Annotated in this window: 14 protein-coding genes and 1 tRNA gene; 9 read left to right on the top strand and 6 right to left on the bottom strand. The window is 66.8% G+C overall.

Annotated elements, in window-relative coordinates; all coding sequences use genetic code 11:
- The first annotated feature begins 3 nt into the window (after positions 1-3).
- The 4 genes from GGR03_RS14125 to GGR03_RS14110 all read left to right on the top strand — a co-directional run bounded on the left by GGR03_RS14125 (position 4) and on the right by GGR03_RS14110 (position 3792).
- Positions 4-1608 carry a heme biosynthesis protein HemY gene (locus GGR03_RS14125; protein WP_246367961.1) on the top strand — a complete coding sequence of 535 codons (1605 nt, stop codon included), beginning with the start codon at positions 4-6 and terminating at the stop codon, positions 1606-1608.
- A 127-nt stretch (positions 1609-1735) separates the two neighbouring features.
- Positions 1736-2203 (top strand): tellurite resistance TerB family protein, encoded by a 468-nt coding sequence (locus GGR03_RS14120; RefSeq protein ID WP_183209048.1) that lies wholly within the window; start codon positions 1736-1738, stop codon positions 2201-2203.
- A gap of 42 nt (positions 2204-2245) precedes the next feature.
- On the top strand, positions 2246-2992 hold the full coding sequence (locus GGR03_RS14115; RefSeq protein WP_246368023.1) for a glutamine amidotransferase: 747 nt from the start codon (positions 2246-2248) through the stop codon (positions 2990-2992).
- A gap of 101 nt (positions 2993-3093) precedes the next feature.
- On the top strand, positions 3094-3792 hold the full coding sequence (locus GGR03_RS14110) for an HAD family hydrolase (RefSeq protein ID WP_183209044.1): 699 nt from the start codon (positions 3094-3096) through the stop codon (positions 3790-3792).
- A gap of 31 nt (positions 3793-3823) precedes the next feature.
- Here GGR03_RS14110 and GGR03_RS14105 read toward each other — a convergent pair whose 3' ends face one another.
- Complete coding sequence (locus GGR03_RS14105; protein WP_183209042.1) at positions 3824-5032, bottom strand: pyridoxal-phosphate-dependent aminotransferase family protein; 1209 nt, start codon at positions 5030-5032, stop codon at positions 3824-3826.
- A 292-nt stretch (positions 5033-5324) separates the two neighbouring features.
- On the opposite strand from GGR03_RS14105, the gene GGR03_RS14100 reads away from it, so the two are divergent.
- The 3 genes from GGR03_RS14100 (at position 5325) to GGR03_RS14090 (ending at position 6857) form a co-directional block, all read left to right on the top strand.
- Positions 5325-5831 (top strand): GNAT family N-acetyltransferase, encoded by a 507-nt coding sequence (locus GGR03_RS14100; RefSeq protein WP_183209040.1) that lies wholly within the window; start codon positions 5325-5327, stop codon positions 5829-5831.
- A gap of 104 nt (positions 5832-5935) precedes the next feature.
- Positions 5936-6472, top strand: a complete 537-nt coding sequence (gene ppa, locus GGR03_RS14095) for an inorganic diphosphatase (RefSeq protein WP_183209038.1) — start codon at positions 5936-5938, stop codon at positions 6470-6472.
- Between the two features lie 235 nt (positions 6473-6707).
- Positions 6708-6857, top strand: coding sequence for a DUF1127 domain-containing protein (locus tag GGR03_RS14090; RefSeq protein ID WP_183209036.1), 150 nt, complete (start codon positions 6708-6710; stop codon positions 6855-6857).
- A 158-nt stretch (positions 6858-7015) separates the two neighbouring features.
- On the opposite strand, the gene GGR03_RS14085 is transcribed toward GGR03_RS14090, so the two are convergent.
- Both GGR03_RS14085 and GGR03_RS14080 read right to left on the bottom strand, forming a co-directional pair.
- Positions 7016-7330: a DUF167 family protein gene (locus GGR03_RS14085; protein ID WP_183209034.1), complete on the bottom strand. Its 315-nt coding sequence runs from the start codon at positions 7328-7330 to the stop codon at positions 7016-7018.
- Between the two features lie 16 nt (positions 7331-7346).
- Positions 7347-7649, bottom strand: coding sequence for a YggT family protein (locus tag GGR03_RS14080; RefSeq protein WP_183209033.1), 303 nt, complete (start codon positions 7647-7649; stop codon positions 7347-7349).
- A gap of 152 nt (positions 7650-7801) precedes the next feature.
- Between GGR03_RS14080 and GGR03_RS14075 the strand changes: the two genes are divergently transcribed.
- A tRNA-Ala gene (locus GGR03_RS14075) sits at positions 7802-7877 on the top strand.
- An 88-nt stretch (positions 7878-7965) separates the two neighbouring features.
- A complete protein-coding gene (locus GGR03_RS14070; protein ID WP_343058782.1) occupies positions 7966-9246 on the top strand; it encodes an MFS transporter in 1281 nt (426 codons plus the stop codon).
- 96 nt (positions 9247-9342) lie between these two features.
- Here the strand turns inward: GGR03_RS14070 and typA are convergent, their stop codons facing one another.
- The 3 genes from typA to GGR03_RS14055 form a co-directional block, all read right to left on the bottom strand.
- Positions 9343-11169, bottom strand: a complete 1827-nt coding sequence (gene typA, locus GGR03_RS14065) for a translational GTPase TypA (RefSeq protein ID WP_183209028.1) — start codon at positions 11167-11169, stop codon at positions 9343-9345.
- A 171-nt stretch (positions 11170-11340) separates the two neighbouring features.
- Entirely contained in the window at positions 11341-12924 is a 1584-nt protein-coding gene (locus tag GGR03_RS14060) for an alkaline phosphatase D family protein (protein WP_183209026.1), read from the bottom strand.
- A 134-nt stretch (positions 12925-13058) separates the two neighbouring features.
- Positions 13059-15116 carry a M3 family metallopeptidase gene (locus GGR03_RS14055; protein ID WP_183209024.1) on the bottom strand — a complete coding sequence of 686 codons (2058 nt, stop codon included), beginning with the start codon at positions 15114-15116 and terminating at the stop codon, positions 13059-13061.
- Positions 15117-15233 lie beyond the last annotated feature (117 nt).

Raw genomic sequence — 15233 nt, 5'->3', positions numbered from 1 at the left:
GACATGCTGCGAATCCTCGCCTTCCTTCTCGTCGTTCTGGCCACCGGCATAGGCTTTGCCTGGCTGGCCGACAATCCCGGCCAGGTCAGCTTCGTATGGCAGGGGCAGCAGGCCGACATGAGCCTGATGGTCTTCATCATCGCGCTGGGCCTGCTGCTCGCCGCAGTGCTGCTGGTCGTCTGGCTGGTGAGCGCCTTCTTCAGGACGCCGGGTGCGATCGGCAACTGGTGGAGCACGCGCCGGCGCGACCGCGGCTATGAAGCGCTGTCCACGGGCATCATCGCGGCGGGTGCCGGCGACGCGGTGCTGGCGCGGCGGATGACCAAGCGCAGCAACAAGTTGCTCGATGTCCAGAAGGAGCCGCTGATCCGCTTCCTCGACGCCCAGACGGCGATGATCGAGGGCGATCATGCCCGTGCCCGTTCGACCTTCGAGCACATGGAGCGCAATCCGGAGACGCGGCTGCTGGCGCTGCGCGGCCTGTTCCTGGAAGCTGAACGAGTCGGCGACGAGGGTGCGGCGCGCCACTATGCCGAGCGGGCGGTCCGGATCGCACCGCACGTGCCATGGGCCGGCGGCGCCGTGCTTGAGTCCAAGTCGCTGGCGGGCGACTGGAACGGTGCGCTCGAGATCCTCGAGGCGCAGAAGAACACCAGGCTGATCGACCGCGACGAATCCAAGCGGCTGCGCGCCGTGCTGCTCACCGCCAAGGCGATGGGCGCTGCCGAGGGCGATCCCGAGACGGCGCGCACGGCCGGCGTCGAGGCGCACAAGCTGGCGCCGGATCTGGTGCCGGCCGGCCTCGTTGCCGCGCAGGCGCTTTTCCGGCTCGGCGATCTTCGCCGCGGCTCTAAGATCCTCGAGACGAGCTGGGTCAACAACCCGCATCCGGAAATCGCCGAAGCCTATGTGCACGCCCGTCCGGGCGATTCGGCCGACGACCGGCTGAAGCGCGCGCAAAAGCTGCATGGGCTTCGCGCCGGCCATGTCGAGGCGGAGATCAGCCTGGCGCGGGCCGCGCTCGACGCCGGGGACCTCAAGCTTGCGCGCTCGTCTGCGCTGGCCGCCGTCGAAGCGGAACCGCGCGAGAGCGTCTATCTCCTCCTGGCGGATATCGAGGAAGAAGATACGGGTGAAGTCGGACGGGTCCGCGAATGGCTCGCCCGCGCCATCCGGGCGCCGCGCGATCCGGCGTGGACCGCCGACGGCATGGTCGCCGAGCACTGGGCGCCGATCTCGCCGGTGACCGGCCGGCTGGACGCCTTCCAGTGGAAGGTGCCGGTCGAGCGTATCGGCGCAGAGGACGGTCCGGTGATCGAGGCGCAAGCCGGCGACCGCGCGAAAACGATCGAGGCAGGGCACGAGCAGACTGTCACCCCGGTGACGCCGCCGGTGATGCCCGTTCCCGCCAGTACCGTGTCGGCCGAAAAGCCCGCATCCGATCCGGCGCCGGCGAAACCGGAAGCCGGCGCTTCGACCGAGCCGTCGTCGAACGGTGCCGGCAAGCACATGCCAGCCGCCAACACGGGAACGGTCGAGCCCGCCAACGGGAAGAAGAAGCCGGAAGCCCTCACCGACGAAGAACGCAAGGAAGCCCGCTTCGCATGACGGCGCGGCGCGTCGTCCGTCGGACTTTGGCGGGTAGCCCGTCGCCGCTCTGTGCGGCAGCCGGCTTGCGGGCAGCCGCCGTCATGCTCACATGCGGCGTCCACGGCCGGCGCGCCAGCGAGGAATAATGTTCGACGCCTTTCGGGATTTCATCCGGTCGATCGGGACCGACGACACCGTGACGGAGGACCGCGGCGCGGACGACGTGCGGGTATCTGCGGCGGCGCTGCTCTATCACGTCGTCGATGCCGACGGCATCGTGACCGAGGCGGAGCGCGAACGGCTGCACGCGGTGCTGGCCGACGAATTCGGTCTGACGGCGGCAGAGACCACACGGATCGTGGCCGCCGGCGAGGCAGCCGATGCAGAGGCGGTCGATCTGTACCGCTTCACCTCGGTGCTGAAGGCCGAGCTCGATGAAGAGCGCCGCGTGAGGTTCATCGAGCTCCTCTGGGAGGTCACCTATGTCGACGGGTCGGTCCACGAGTTGGAGGACAATGTGATCTGGCGGGTCGCCGATCTTCTCGGCGTCTCCACCAGGGACAGGATGTTGATGAAACGGGAGGCAGCGAACCGGAGCGGGAATCCCGACTGAGCCATGGCCTTCCAGGATACGGACAACAGCGCACCTAACGCCATGGAGACGAGCGCGGCCAAACACAATTACCGCCTCGACGGTGCGGACCAGCGCCCGGTCCTCGTCGTGCTGCACCAGGAGACGTCGACCCCCGGCCGCGTCGGCCAGGTTCTCGAGCAACATGGCGTCCGGCTCGACATCAGGCGGCCGGTGATGGGCGATCCCCTGCCCGAGACGCTCGAGGGGCATCGCGGCGCCGTCGTCTTCGGCGGCCCGCCCAGCGCCAACGACACCGACGCTCATCTGGTCCGGGAGGTCGACTGGATGGACGTGCCGCTGCGCGAGGAGAAGCCCTTTCTCGGCATCTGCCTCGGCGCCCAGATGCTCGCCAAGCATCTCGGCGCGAGTGTCGGGCCGCACCCGGAGGGGCTGGCCGAAGTCGGCTATTATCCGCTGCGCCCGACCACCGAGGGGCGGCTGCTGATGCCGCACTGGCCGGGCATGGTCTATCAATGGCACCGCGAGGGGTTCGAGTTGCCCAGCGGCGCGCGGCGGCTCGCCGAGGGCGACTGGTACCCCAACCAGGCGTTCAGCTACGGCAAGGCTGCCTATGGCGTGCAGTTCCACGCCGAGCTGACGCTGGCGATGATGCATCGCTGGACGACGCGCGGCCACGAGCGGCTGAATCTCGCCGGGGCGCAGGGACGGCGCCAGCATTTCGACGGTCGGGCGATCTATGACGCGCCGGTGCGCCGCTGGCTGGAAGAGTTCCTCGCCCGGATCTTCGGCGAGCCGAAGAACTCGTAGGCGCCGCTGGCGCGAATAGTCGACCCGACAGGTCTCTTGAACTGCTGCCCATCCAGCGTGTATCCGCTTCTGCCCGAATATCGGCAGGCAGGAGCCATACGATGCGTCGGCTGACCACGATCGGCTTCGATGCCGACGACACGCTCTGGGAGAACGAGCAGTTCTTCCAGCTCACCGAGGCGCGGTTCCGCGAGATCCTCGCGCCGCATGCCGAGGGCGCGCACGTGTCGGAGCGGCTGCTGGCTGCGGAGCGGCGCAACCTTGCCCATTACGGATTCGGCATCAAGGGCTTCGTCCTGTCGATGATCGAGACGGCGCTCGACATCACTCGCGACAAAGCCGGCCCGGAGACCATACGGCAGATCCTCGATGCCGGACGGGAGATGATGGCACATCCGGTGGAGACCCTGCCGGACGCCGAGGTGACGCTGGCGGGCCTTGCCGGGCGTTACCGGCTGGTCCTGGTCACCAAGGGTGATCTGTTCGACCAGGAGCGTAAGCTCGCGGCCTCCGGACTCGGCGACTATTTCGACGCGGTGGAGATCGTCAGCGACAAGAATGCGGCGACCTACCGGCGCGTGTTCTCACGTCATGGCGACGGGCCCGACCGGGCGATGATGATCGGCAATTCGCTGAAGTCGGACGTGCTGCCGGCGATCGCCGCCGGCAGTGTCGGGGTGCATGTCCCGCATGCGTTGACCTGGGTGGTCGAGCACGCCGAGCCGCCGGTCGGCGAGAAGCTGTTCCGGCAGGTCGAGCGGCTGGGCGCCATACCGTCGCTGCTCGCCGAGTTCGACTGATCGCGCCCGCCTGTAGCGAGGACGGCCGCTGCTATTCGGCGGCTTCCCGGCTCTCGGCGCCGGCGGCGTGGCGCTCGCGGTAATAGGCCTGTGCCGCGGCGACACCCGAGCCGAGTTCGATCCGGGCGCCGGCGTCGGCCAGCGCCATCTCGGCCGAGGCGAGAGCCGAAAGGCACATCACCTCGTTGAGATCGCCCAGATGGCCGATGCGGAACACCTTGCCGGAGAGCCGGGCGAGGCCCGAGCCGAAGGAGGTGTTGTAGCGCTCGTAGGCGATCCGCAGAACGGCGTTGGCGTCGACGCCTTCGGGCACGCGGATCGCCGTGACCGTATCGGAATGCCATTGCGGCGCGACGGCCTGCAGCTTGAGCCCCATGCCCGCGATGCCCCGCCGGACGCCCTCGGCGAGCCGGTGGTGGCGGGCGAAGACGTTCTCCAGCCCTTCCTCGAAGAGCATGTCGAGGGCGGTGCGCAGGCCGTGGAAGAACTGCGTCGGCGGCGTATAGGGGAAGTAGCCGTTGTCGTTGTTGGTGATCATGTCGGCGAAGGAGAAATAGCAGCGGTCCATCTTCGGCCGGTTGTCGCGGCTCGCCGCCAGTGCCTTCTCGGACACCGACAGGAAGGACAGGCCGGCCGGCAGCATGAAGCCCTTCTGGGAGCCGGCGACGGCAAGATCGACGCCCCATTCGTCCTGGCGGAAATCGATCGAGGCGATGGAGGACACGCCGTCGACGAAGATCATCGCCGGGTGCGAATGCGCGTCGAGCAGCTTGCGCACGCCCTCGACGTCCGAGGTGACGCCGGTGGCGGTCTCGTTATGGGTGACGAAGACGGCGCGGATCTCGTGGTCGCGGTCGGCGGCGATCGCCTTCTCGTAGTCCTCGAGCGGCACGCCGGCGCCCCATTCGACATCGATAATCGTCGCGTCCAGCCCCAGCCGCACCGCCATCTCGCACCACAGATGCGAGAACTGGCCGAAGCGCGACATCAGCACCTTATCGCCGCGCGCCAGGGTATTCTGGATCGCCGCTTCCCAGGCGCCCGTGCCGGAGGAAGGGTACATGAAGACGCGGCCCTTCTCGTTACGAAAGGCGGTCTTCAGATCCTTGAACAGCGGCAGCGTCAGGGACGGGAAGTCCGGCGCGCGCTGGTCCTCCATCGGCACGTTCATCGCCCGACGCACCCGGTCGGGCACATTCGTCGGACCTGGAATGAACAGATGTCTCGTTCCGTTGGGCATGGAAACCTCCCGTTATGGCCGATCGGCCTTCAAGTCAGAGGTGCCCGCACTGACCGTTTTCCCATCCTAGTAGCGGCCAAGCCGCCTTAGGTAAAATCGTAAATTCTACGAAGCCAGTAAATTTTACTTATTGCTGCTTACATTGCGGATGGCACCCTTCAGCGCAAAATCCGGGGAGAAGTCGGCTTCGGAGTCCCCCGTCCGTCACGCGATCTTGATTGTCGGGTCGATAGCCCGTTCAGTTTTTCTCGACGAGAGTGGATCGGAACAGGCGGAACATGGTTAACGATCGATGACCACCGTTGTTGCCGAAATCAGGTTTGCGGAAAGTTGCGACGCTGCTGCGCTTGCCGCGGTGCACGAGGCGGCTTGGAGCGGCGCCTATCGCGGCATCATCCCGCATCGCTGCCTCAACCAGATGATCGGCCGCCGGCATGCCGGCTGGTGGGGCCGGGCGGTGCGCAACGGCGCCGGGATCCTGGTCGTCGATTTCGGCGGCGAAACCGTGGGCTACGCGACGATCGGCCGCAATCGCACCAGTGCCTTCAAGGCCGAGGGCGAAATCTACGAGATTTATCTGAAGCCGGAATATCAGGGCCTCGGCTTCGGCAGCCGGCTGTTTGCTTCCGCCAGGAGCCTGCTCGCCGATCGCGGCTTAAGCGGCCTCGTCGTCTGGGCGCTGGCTGAGAACGATACGGCGGTCGGCTTCTACCGCAGCCTCGGGGGTGTCGACATCGCCGAAGGCGGCGAGAGTTTCGACGGACGGCATCTGGCGAAGATCGCCTTCTCCTGGAACTGAGGAGGGCGCCGCGACGCCACCCGTCCGCCGTGCTTGTTGCGCCGCAATGCGCCAGCCGGTAAGCACCCGCACGGCTTTTCCTCAGACCCATAGAAGGACAGATCATGCGCATCGACGCGATCGCCCGCGGCGACAATCCGCCGGAGGATATCAACGTCATCATCGAGGTGCCGCTGGGCGGCCACCCGATCAAGTACGAGATGGACAAGGAAGCCGGCTGCCTCGTCGTCGACCGGTTCCTCTATACGCCGATGACCTATCCCGGCAATTACGGCTTCGTGCCGCACACGCTGTCCGACGATGGTGACCCGATCGACGTCCTGATCTGCAACACCCGGCCGCTGTTTCCCGGCTGCGTGATCAACTGCAAGCCGATCGGCGTCCTCGTCATGGAGGACAACAGCGGTCAGGACGAGAAGATCATCGCCGTGCCGTCGCCGCACATCACCCGGCGTTTCGAGAACGTTTCCGAATATAGCGACCTGCCGGAAATCACGCTGCTGCAGGTCGCGCATTTCTTCGAGCACTACAAGGATCTCGAGCCCGGCAAATGGGTGAAGATCGGCGACTGGGGTGATTCCGCCATGGCCAAGCGCCTGATCGGCGAGGCCGTCCAGCGCTTCGACGCCAAGAAGGCCTGACGGCACTCCACTCTTACGTAAGAAAAAGAGGGCGCGGCGAGCAATCGCCGCGCCCTTTTTTGTTGTTCCGAGGCTCGGCTGGGGTGTGACGGCCGACAATCCCTAACGAAGGATGAAGGAACTATGATCGTGCCATGCGCAGAATGCACAACAGAAGTGCAGCAAAATGCACTCCTAATAGGCATCCAGCCATCTTATGTGACGGTCATCAGATTCTCTTAACCGGACAACTCCCATGCTTCGCCAGTTCGCCTCCCGCTTCAAATCCTTCCGCAGCCATCGCGCGGACATCCGCCAGCTTGAGCAGATGAACGACCGCGAGCTCGCCGACATCGGCATCGACCGCGGCGACATCGCCTCCGTCGTGCGCTTCGGCCGCCGCTAAAGCGCCCGCTGGCCGCCTTGGCGGCCAGCCTGTCACGTCAGATACCGAGCCGCGCGATCCTCTTGGGTCGCGCGGCTTTTTCATGCGCCGAACCAGGGAAACTGCCATCATCCGCGCGCGGCGCGGTGTGTGATGCGACAGGTCTTCGGAGTAGCGGGTTACCCGCCCAGACGATCGAGGGCCGCCCCGATCGCTTGCGGATCGGCCTCGACTCGCAGCGTCTTCGCTCGCGCGGTGTGACCGGCGACGATGCGCACCGCACTTTTAGGGATGTTGAGCGCCTTGGCGAGGAGCTGCTCGATCGCCTTGTTCGCCTTGCCGTCCTCCGGCACTGCCCGCACCCGCGCCTTCAGCCGGACCGATCCGTCGGAAGCGGCGACGATACCCTCGATCCGGTCGGCGGCAGATTTCGGCGTCAGCCGGATCTCGACCAGCACGCCCCCCTCGACCGGCCGCCAGAAGCCGGTCGTCATCAGGACGCGCCGAGGATCAGACGCCGGCCTGCATGATCGCCGGGTTGATGTAGTAGACGATGAGATACTGCAGGAACATGATGCCGAAGAGCACGACCAGCGGCGACAGGTCGATGCCGCCGAGGTCCGGCAGCACGCGTCGGATCCGGCGGTAGACCGGCTCGGTCAGCTGCCACAGGAACCGCCCGATCGAGTCGACGAACGGATTGCCCGGATTGACGATGTTGAAGGCGTACAGCCACGAGAGCACGGCCGAGGCGACGACGATCCACCAATAGAGGTTGAGCGCCTGGTAGAGCACGTAGGTGACTGCGAGCATGAAAATCCGAAACCTTTGCGATAGCCATCCCGATGTAGCCATCGTCCGGTCGAATCGCAAGCAAGCCGCGGCTGGGCCATGCCGGGCCGGCCGGCGATTGATCGTTGACAGGGCGGAGTCCGGCGCACTAAATGCCGCTCGCACTGGTGGACGGGGCTGTAGCTCAGTTGGGAGAGCGCGTCGTTCGCAATGACGAGGTCAGCGGTTCGATCCCGCTCAGCTCCACCATTCGCCAGTGCCCATCTCTTCCCGGATGTCCCGCAAGCATCGACGGGCTGCCCCGAGCGGCACGACCCGGACCACGGCAGGTGCGCGCGTGAACGAGCATACGGGCCCCGCATCCGGGGCGACGCCTGACGGCGCGCCGGTCGCCGTTCCCGACGACGATCGTTTCGCCGCCTTCCGCAATCCGCAATTCGTGCGCTACTGGCTGGCGCGCTTCTTCTCCACCTTCGCGATCCAGATCGTCGTCGTGTCGGTCGGCTGGCAGATCTACGACCTTACGCGCAACCCTCTGGATCTGGGCCTCGTCGGGCTCTGCCAGTTCCTGCCGGCGCTGCTACTGGTGCTGGTCACCGGCTCCGTCGCCGACCGGTTCTCGCGGCGGCGGATCATGGGGTTCGCCATCCTGGTGGAGGCGCTGGGCGCCTCCGCGCTGCTGCTGCTCACCTGGCACGGCCTGGCCTCGCCGCTGCCGGTCTTCGCGGTGCTCGTCGGCTTCGGCATCGCCAGGGCGTTTTTCGGGCCCGCCTCGCAGTCGCTGGTGGTCAACCTGGTGACCCGCAAGGAACTCGCCAACGCCATCGCCTGGAACTCGTCCTCCTGGCAGATCGCCGCGATCGTCGGGCCGGTGGCGGGTGGGCTTCTCTACGGCCTCTCGCCGATCGCCGCCTATGCGACCGGGACAGTCCTGTTCCTGGCGGCAGCGGGGCTGGTCCTGTCGATCGCGGCGCCGGCGCAGCGGCGCAGCAACGAGCCGGCGAGCATCGAGACGATCGTTGCCGGCTTCCGCTTCATCTGGTCGGAGAAGATCGTGCTGGGCGCGATCTCGCTGGACCTCTTCGCCGTGCTGCTCGGCGGCGCGGTGGCGCTGATGCCGGTCTATGCCCGCGACGTGCTCGACGTCGGCCCGTGGGGCCTCGGGCTGCTGCGGGCGGCGCCGGGGATCGGGGCGGTGACGATGGCCGTGTGGCTGGCCGCGCATCCGATCAAGGACCATGCCGGCGCGCTGATGTTCGGCTTCGTTTTCCTCTTCGGCGCCTGCACCACGGTGTTCGGCCTCGCCACGGTGCCGTGGCTGGCCGTCGTCGCGCTGGTGCTGATGGGGGCGTCGGACATGATCAGCGTCTATGTCCGTGAGACGCTGATGCAGCTGTGGACGCCGGACGAGGTGCGCGGCCGTGTCAACGCCGTCAACATGGTGTTCATCGGCGCGTCGAACGAACTCGGCGAGTTCCGCGCCGGCGTCATGGCGTTCTGGCTGGGGGCGGTGCCGGCGGTGGTGATCGGCGGCGCGGCGACGATGGGCGTCGCCGGGCTTTGGGCCTGGATGTTCCCGGGCCTCCGGCAGGCGCGGAGTCTTGCCGGCCGGGAATGATCCGGCACGGAGGAGGGCCGCCTTGCGGCGGCAAAACGCAAAAGGGCCGCCGGAGGTTTCCCCCCGCGCGGCCCTGTTTCGTCAGTCCCAGTCTGGTCAGGCGGCCTTGCGGCTCTTCTCGAAGCGCTTGCGCTCGTTGGAATCCAGATACAGCTTGCGCAGCCGGATGGTCTTCGGCGTTACCTCGACCAGCTCGTCGTCCTGGATCCAGGACAGCGCCCGGTCGAGCGTCATGCGGATCGGCGGGGTCAGCTTGATCGCCTCGTCCTTGCCGGACGCGCGCATGTTGGTGAGCTTCTTGCCCTTCAACACGTTGACCTCGAGATCGTTCTCGCGGGTATGGATGCCGATGATCATGCCGGCATAGACCTTGACGCCGGCCTCGATCACCATCGGGCCGCGATCCTCCAGGTGGAACATCGCGAAGGCGACGCTCTCGCCGGCATCGGTGGAGATCAGCACGCCGGTGTTGCGGCCCGCGAGCTCACCCTTGAACGGCGCATAGGAGTGGAACAGGCGGTTCATGATCGCCGTGCCGCGCGTGTCGGTCAGAAGCTCCGACTGGTAGCCGATGAGGCCGCGGGTCGGGGCATGGAAGACCAGGCGCTGGCGATCGCCGCCGGAGGGGCGCAGCGCGATCATCTCGGCCTTGCGCTCGCTCATCTTCTGGACGACGACGCCGGAATGCTCCTCGTCGACGTCGATGACGACTTCCTCGATCGGCTCCAGGATCTCGCCGTTCTCGCCCTTCTGCATCACCACGCGCGGACGCGAGATGCCGAGCTCGAAGCCCTCGCGGCGCATAGTCTCGATCAGCACCGCCAGCTGCAGCTCGCCGCGGCCGGAGACGTAGAAGGAGTCGCGGTCGGTGGCTTCCTCGATCTTCAGCGCGACGTTGCCCTCGGCCTCCTTCAGGAGACGGTCGCGGATGACGCGGCTGGTGACCTTGTCGCCCTCGGTGCCGGCCAGCGGCGAGTCGTTGACGAGGAAGGACATGGTTACGGTCGGCGGATCGATCGGCTGGGCGTGCAGCGGCTCGGTGACGGCCGGATCGCAGAACGTGTCGGCGACGGTGCCCTTCGACAGCCCGGCAATCGCGACGATGTCGCCGGCCTCGGCATAGTCGAGCGGCACGCGGTCGAGACCGCGGAAGGCGAGGATCTTGGAGATCCGGCCGGTTTCCAGCTGCTTGCCCTGGCTGTCGAGAACCTTGACTGCCTGGTTCGGCTTGATCGAGCCCGCCTGGATGCGGCCGGTGATCAGCCGCCCGAGGAACGGGTTGGCCTCGAGGATCGTGCCGATCATCTTGAACGGCTCGTCCTTGCCGGCGGTGTCCGGCTCCGGCACGTGCTTGAGGATCATGTCGAACAGCGGCGTCAGGCCCTGGTCCTGCGGGCCTTCCGGCTCGGTCGCCATCCAGCCGGCGCGGCCCGAGCCGTAGAGCACCGGGAAATCGAGCTGCTCCTCGGTGGCGTCGAGCGAGACGAAGAGGTCGAAGATCTCGTTCAGCACTTCCTGGTGGCGCTCGTCGGTACGGTCGATCTTGTTGATCGCGACGATCGGCCGAAGCCCGACCTTCAGCGCCTTGCCGAGGACGAACTTGGTCTGGGGCATCGGGCCTTCCGACGCGTCGACGAGGATGACCGCGCCGTCCACCATGTTGAGGATGCGCTCGACCTCGCCGCCGAAATCGGCGTGGCCCGGCGTGTCGACGATGTTGATGCGGGTGTTGTTCCACTCCACCGACGTCGCCTTGGCGAGGATCGTGATGCCACGTTCCTTTTCCAGGTCGTTGGAATCCATGGCACGTTCGTCGTGCCGCTCGTTGTCTCGGAAAGTGCCGGACTGGGCGAGCAGATTGTCGACGAGGGTCGTCTTGCCATGATCGACATGCGCGATGATCGCGATGTTGCGGAGTTTCATAAGGGTCACCGGAAACAAAGTAAGGCCGCGGTGGAACGTCGAAAACGCTCCGCCCGGCACTGATGGGGGTCTCTTACAACATTTTGTGCAGTTGCGAAAGGGTTATCGCCCGCGACCGGAAGTGCAACGAAAGGCCGGCGATGAAACGCCGCCGGCCTTTCTGGAGCTCTGTCAGCCCTGACGGACCGGATCGAGCGTGGTCTTCCACAGCTCCTGGTCGTCTGCGTCCATCAGCCGGACGGTCATCTGCTCGCTGTCGCCATCGATGTCGACGATGCCGAAGAATTGCAGGCCCGAGGCAGGGCTGAGGGCCTGCCCCTGGTCCTCGCTCGGCGCCTTCACGTAGCGCAGCTCCGGGCCGAAGGTCATGTCGAGGTCGTTGGGGCCGAAGCTGCCGGCATGGATCGGGCCGGAGACGAATTCCCAGAACGGCTCGAAATCCTGGAACGCCGCGCGGTCCGGGCTGTAGTGATGCGCGGCGGTATAGTGGACGTCGGCGGTCAGCCAGACCGTGTTGGTGACGCCGGCCGACTTGATGAAGCGCAGCAGGTCGGCGAATTCCAGCTCGCGGCCCTTCGGCGCGCCGCCATCCGACTGCGCGATCGCCTCGATGAAGTTCTTGTCGCCGACCTTGTCCCAGACGACGAGGCCGATCGGCATGTCGGAGGCGATCACCTTCCAGGTGGCCTGCGAACTGGCGAGCTCGCGCTTCAGCCAGGCGATCTGCTCGCGCCCCATCATCGTGGTTCCGTCGCCGCTACGGTCCTGCAGCCCCTCGTTATTGGCGTCCCGATACGACCGGAGGTCGAGGAAGAAGACGTCGAGCAGCGGCCCGTAGGCGATCTTGCGGTAGATCCGGCCCGGCTCCGCCGGCACGTAGCCGATCGGCGTCATCTCGTGGAAGGCACGCGAGGCCCGTGCGTTGAGGAGGCCGATATCCTTGACGCTGTAGCGGTCGTCGGCGGTGAGGTCCTTGCCCGAGGACCAGTTGTTGACGACCTCGTGGTCGTCCCACTGGAAGAAGGTTGGCAGGGCTGCGTTCATCGCCTGCACGTTGGCGTCCATCAGATTGTATTTCCACTGGCCGCGATATTCCGCCAGCGTCTCGGCGACCTTCTCCTTCTCGGGGATCAGGATGTTCTTCCACGTCGTGCCGTCGGGAAGTTCGACGCTCTCCTTCAGCGGGCCGTCGGCATAGATCGTGTCGCCGGAATGGAGGAAGAAATCCGGCTCGTGGCGCGCCATGGTGGCATAGGCCTTCATGCCGCCGCGGTCCTCGTCGATGCCCCAGCCCTGGCCGACCGTGTCGCCGGACCAGGTGAACTTCACCGAGCGGCGTCCCGCCGGCGCGGTGCGGAAGCGGCCGACGATCGGATCGGCGGTGGCGTTGACGTCGCTGAGATCGGTGGCGACGGCGCGCCAGAAGATCTCCTGGTCCGACGGCAGACCGTCGATCAGGCGCTTCATGGTGAAGTCGGATTCCGGCAGCGTCGTCAGGCCGGAGAGCTTGCGGCTGTTGGAAAAGCTCTCGGTCGTCGCCCATTCGACGTCGATGCGCGACGGGCGGTCGACGCGGGTCCAGATCATGCCGGACGTGGCGTCGACGTCACCGGTCTGGACGCCGTGGGTGAAGCTCGGGCGGCTCGCCGCGCGGCTGATTGCCGGCATGGCCAGGCCGGAGCCGGCGACGAGGGCGGCGGCGCCCGAGGTGGCGAGGAAGTGGCGTCGCGACAGGGGGAAGCGGACAGATGACATCGATGCAGGCTCCAAGGGATTTAGGCCCGCACCATCGGTGTCCCGCATGGCAGCGTGATTGCAGCCATGCGAAGTTTTCGAGTCGTTCCAAACTGCGCTGCCGACTGCGCTAACGCCTTTTCGACGCCCGCGGATCAGCCGGGGACGAAACCGCGCTTGCGCAGCAGCGCCTCGGGGCTCGGCATCCGGCCGCGGAAGGCGGTGTAGAGCGCCGCCGCATCGCGGCTGTTGCCGGCCGAATAGACATGCTCCAGCAGTCTTGCAGCGGTCGCCTGGTCGAACGGGTCGCCGGTTTCCCGGAATGCCTCGAAGGCATCGGCGTCGAGCACTTCCGACCACATGTAGGAATAGTAGCCCGCCGAATAGCCGTCGCCGGCGAAGATGTGGGCGAAGTGCGGCGAGCGGTGGCGCATGGCGATCTCGCGTGGCATGCCGAGCCGCTCCAGGATCGCCCGCTCGGCCTCCAGCGGATCCTGCGGCGCATCCGCTGTCTCGTGCAGGCCGAGATCGACCAGCGCCGAGGACGTGTACTCGACCGTGTCGAAGCCGGCATCGAAGGTTCGCGCCGCCAGCAGCTTGTCGAGCAGGGCGCGCGGCAGGATGGCGCCGGTGCGCGCATGAACGGCATGCTTCTCGAGGATGTCCGGCACGGTCAGCCAGTGCTCGAAGAGCTGCGAGGGCAGTTCGACGAAGTCCCGCGAGACGGATGTCCCGGCGAGCGAGGGCCAGGTGACGTCGGAGAGGAGGCCGTGCAACGCGTGGCCGAACTCGTGGAACAGCGTTCGGGCGTCGTCGAGCGACAGCAGCGCCGGCTCGCCGTCAGCGGGCCGGGCGAAATTGCAGACATTGTAGATGACCGGCAGCTGCCCGCCCTCGAGCTTGTGCTGGCCACGCAGCGCGCTCATCCAGGCACCGGAGCGCTTCGAGGCACGGGCGAAATAATCGCCGATGAAGCGGCCGCGCTCCCGCCCGTCGCGATCGCGGACGCGCCAGACGCGGATGTCGGGGTGCCAGCCTTTCGCCTCCGGCATCGGCTCGAAGGTGAGGCCGAACAGTCGCCCGGCGACGTCGAAGGCGGCGTCGATCATCCGGTCCAGCTGGAAATACGGCTTCAGCTCGGTCTCGTCGAGATCGAACTCCGCCTGCCGGCGCCGCTCGGCATAGAAGCGCCAGTCCCAGGGCTCGATCGGGCTGTTGTCGCCCTCGGCGGCAGCCAGTGCGGCGAGAGCAGTGGCGTCGCTCAGCGCCCGTTCGCGGGCATGAGTCCAGACCGTCTCCAGCAGGCCGCGGACCGCCTCCGGCGTCTTCGCCATCTGGTCGTCGAGCTTGTAGGCGGCATAGGAGGCAAAGCCGAGGAGCCGGGCCTTCTCGGCGCGCAGGGCCAGCATCTCGGCCATGATCGCCCGGTTATCCGACGGTCCGTCATTCTCGCCGCGGCCGGTCCAGGCGCGAAAGGCAGTCTCGCGCAGGTCGCGCCGCGTCGAATAGGCCAGGAACGGCACCACGACCGAGCGCGATAGGGTCAGGGCGTAGCCGTCGATGCCCTTCTCGGCGGCGATCGCCGCCATTGCCGCGACGAGGTAATCCGGCAGGCCCGCGAGATCATCGGCTGCCAGCGGCATGACCCAGTCGCGCTCGTCGGCGAGGACGTTCTGCGAGAATTGCGTGCCGAGCGTCGAGAGCGCCGCGTCGATCTCGGCGAGGCGCCGGCGATCATCGCCGACCAGCTGAGCACCGGCGCGCACGAAGCCGGCATGGGTCCGCTCGAGCAGCCGCCGGTCCTCCTCGGAGAGGCCCACGAGCGCGTTGCGGCGCCGGTAGAGATCGTCGACGCGTGCGAACAGTTCCGCATCGAGCGCGATGGCCGAGCTGTGGCGGGTGAGCGCCGGGGAAACGTCACGTTCCACTGCCTGCAGAGCGGCGTCGGTGTGGGCGCCGGCCAGGGCGAAGAAGATTCGCGCCACCTCGCCCAGGCGCTTGCCGGCCCGCTCCAGCGCGCCGAGCGTGTTGTCGAAGCTGGGCGTTGCAGGATCGCCGGCGATGGCGGCGATCTCCGCGCGATGGGCTGCCATGGCCGCCTCGAAGGCCGGCAGGAAGGCCTCCGGCTGGATCGCCGCGAAATCGGGCAGAGCGCCCTCTTCCCCGAAGGCGATGGCAGAATCCGGGATGGCGGCGGCGGGGATGGCGTTCATTCGGAGCTTTCGTTTCTCGTCGAGGCGTATTTCGATTAGGTTCGGTTTGATCGATTGTGTACTTATAGGGCACGGCGCGATCCACTATCGATAGCCGTCCCATGATGCCGCGGCGAT

The sequence above is a fragment of the Aurantimonas endophytica genome (assembly GCF_014196845.1).
Taxonomy (GTDB): domain Bacteria; phylum Pseudomonadota; class Alphaproteobacteria; order Rhizobiales; family Rhizobiaceae; genus Aurantimonas; species Aurantimonas endophytica.
Note: the sequence above shows the minus strand (reverse complement) of the source record. Positions and strands in the feature narration are given on the sequence as shown.